Source organism: Pseudomonadota bacterium (assembly GCA_018817425.1).
Taxonomy (GTDB): Bacteria; Desulfobacterota; Desulfobacteria; order Desulfobacterales; family RPRI01; genus RPRI01.
Map to the genome: position 1 here is coordinate 1 of JAHITX010000145.1, position 2,653 is coordinate 2,653.

Genomic DNA, 2,653 nt, shown 5'->3' on the forward strand with positions numbered 1-2,653 from the left:
ATATTTATGCCTAATGCCTCTAATATGTCTGCGCTGCCGCACGAGCTCGATACAGAACGATTGCCGTGTTTGGCAACAGTAATCCCGCAGCCGCTTGCCACAAAAGCCACAATTGTGGAAACATTAAAACTGCCTTTTTTATCTCCGCCTGTCCCGCAGGTATCCAGAAGCGGTTCTTTATCTACGTGTATTCTGGTGACATGCCTGCGCATAACAGATACTGCAGCAGTAATCTCTTCTACTGTCTCGCCTTTTTTATTTAATGCACTTAAAAAAGAAACAATCTGACCGGTATCTGCTTTGCCGGTCATAATCTCTTCCATAACCGCTTCCATCTGAGAAGCAGTTAGGCTTTCTCCGTTTGACAATATTTCTATTGCTTCCTGTATCATATATTCAAGAAAATCGCTTCGCGATAACTCCAATGTTATTTTCAGTGGTTAGGAAAGTGCTTTATACTTTCATACACCATAAAAAATTGGCGAGGATATCCTTGCCTGGCTTAGTTAGGATAGATTCAGGATGAAACTGCACTCCCCAGAGAGGATGGTTTTTATGCTTTAAACCCATAATTTCATTTTCCTTTGTCCAGGCAGTTATCTCCAAACATTCTGGCAAGGTCTTTTTCTCTACAATCAAGGAATGGTAACGCGTAGCCTCAAAAGGATTGGGTATGCCGCGAAAAATGGTCTTCTGATTATGATAAATAAAAGAGGTCTTCCCGTGCATAAGTTTTTTTGCGCCTATAATACGGCCTGCGTATACGAAACCTAAACATTGATGGCCCAGACACACTCCTAATATAGGAATTTTACCTGCAAATTCTCTGATCACATCACAGGAAATACCTGCGTCTTCCGGCCTGCCAGGCCCCGGTGAAATAACAACTCTGGCCGGCCCAAGCTTCTTAATCTTATTTATAGTTATCTTGTCGTTTCTAAATACCTTGATATTTGCACCCAATTCCCCTAAATACTGGACGAGATTATAGGTAAAGGAATCATAATTATCAATCATTAAAATCATTCTTTCTCTCTCCAAATTCTTGCGCCCAGTCCTTGTAATTTCTCCTCCATATTCTCATATCCACGCTCGAGATGATAAATCCTTGATACTGACGTCCTGCCAGAAGCTACTAATCCGGCTAATACCAAAGACGCCGATGCGCGTAAATCTGAGGCCATGACCGGCGCCCCGGATAATTGTTTTACGCCTTCGACTATGGCATGCGGGCCTTCCCTTTGGATATGTGCGCCCATACGATTAAGTTCAGCTACATGCATAAATCTGTCCGGATAAATCTTCTCGGTAATCACGCTTATGCCCGGCGTAATACTCATCAGACTCATAATCTGCGCCTGCACATCTGTAGGAAAACACGGATAAGGCAGGGTAGTAACATTTATGGCTTTTAGCCTCCTTTTAAGACGCACACGAACCGAAGTATCGGTTTTGCTTATAGAGGCCCCTGCCTCTTCTAATTTATCAACCACGGCACCAAGATGCTGATAAAAAACATTCTTTATGGTGATATCTCCTTTAGTAATCAGTGATGCAACCATCAATGTGCCTGCCTCTATCCTATCAGGAATTATTGAATGTTCGGCACCGTGCAATTGCCTTACTCCTTCTATCTCTATAATGGGTGTGCCGTGGCCTTTTATCTTAGCTCCCATCTTAATCAGAAATTCTGCTAAATCCGCTACCTCTGGTTCACAAGCTGCAGATTCAATTATGGTCTTGCCCTTTGCTAAAGTAGCTGCCATCATTACATTGTCAGTAGCTAAAACCGATGAGCCATAAACACCCCCTAAATATACCTGATTACCTTTAAGGTGGCTCGCTTTTGCGTAGACATAACCTGATTCAACGGTAATATCCGCACCCAACAATTTAATCCCTTTGAGATGTAAATCTACCGGCCGCACACCAATAATACAACCGCCCGGCAAAGAAACCTTGGCTTTTTTGAGTTTAGCAAGGATAGGTCCTAAAACGCAAAAAGACGCACGCATGGTCGAAACCAATTTATAATCAGCAATGAAGCTTGTATGTCTGGTAGAGCTAACAGTGACAATGCCTTTATTAAACTCGGCATTCTTGCCCAAAGAACGTAAAATCTTCAACATCGTGTTAGTATCGCGTAGGTTCGGTACATTTTTAATCACACAGGGCTCATCCGTCAACAAAGTTGCAGCAAATATAGGCAACACTGCATTCTTAGAGCCAGAGACCGTTGCCTCGCCCTTTAATCTAACTCCACCCTCGATAACTAGTTTATCCATTCCCTCTCTCTCGCTTTTTTGCTATGATGACTCTATCTATATTATTATAATCCTTAATTAACTCTATTATCTGGAAATATCCGGACTTTTGAAAAATACTTTTTATCGCGTTTTTTTGATTAAATCCCATCTCCATGATTAAAAAACCATCTTTTCTTAAATAACAAGGCGTTCTGTCAATTATACGGCGATAAAAATCCAAACCATCCTTACCGCCGTCTAAAGCCATATGCGGTTCATATCTAACCTCAGGCTGCAATGCCTCAATTTCTACGGTAGGGATGTAGGGAGGATTGGAAACGATTATATCGTAACTCGCAACTCGCAACTCGCAACTCGTAAATAAATCACTTTGAATAAATTTAATC

Annotated in this window: 4 protein-coding genes; all 4 read right to left on the bottom strand. The window is 41.7% G+C overall.

All coding sequences use genetic code 11. The features are described from left to right. The coding region (gene trpD / locus KKC46_23010; protein MBU1056675.1) for an anthranilate phosphoribosyltransferase at nt 1-392 on the bottom strand (392 nt) is incomplete at its 3' end. 61 nt (nt 393-453) lie between these two features. Next, on the bottom strand, nt 454-1,026 hold the full coding sequence (locus tag KKC46_23015) for an aminodeoxychorismate/anthranilate synthase component II (protein ID MBU1056676.1): 573 nt from the start codon (nt 1,024-1,026) through the stop codon (nt 454-456). Beyond that, nucleotides 1,023-2,285 carry a UDP-N-acetylglucosamine 1-carboxyvinyltransferase gene (murA, locus tag KKC46_23020; protein ID MBU1056677.1) on the bottom strand — a complete coding sequence of 421 codons (1,263 nt, stop codon included), beginning with the start codon at nt 2,283-2,285 and terminating at the stop codon, nt 1,023-1,025. Before murA ends, KKC46_23015 begins: the two co-directional genes overlap by 4 nt. After that, the coding region (locus tag KKC46_23025) for a peptide chain release factor N(5)-glutamine methyltransferase (protein ID MBU1056678.1) at nt 2,278-2,653 on the bottom strand (376 nt) is incomplete at its 5' end. The genes KKC46_23025 and murA, both read right to left, overlap by 8 nt.

Coding starts and splice junctions, on each gene's coding strand:
- KKC46_23015 (MBU1056676.1), bottom strand. CDS start 1,026: ATGATTTTAATGATTGATAATTATGATTCCTTTACCTATAATCTCGTC.
- murA (MBU1056677.1), bottom strand. CDS start 2,285: ATGGATAAACTAGTTATCGAGGGTGGAGTTAGATTAAAGGGCGAGGCA.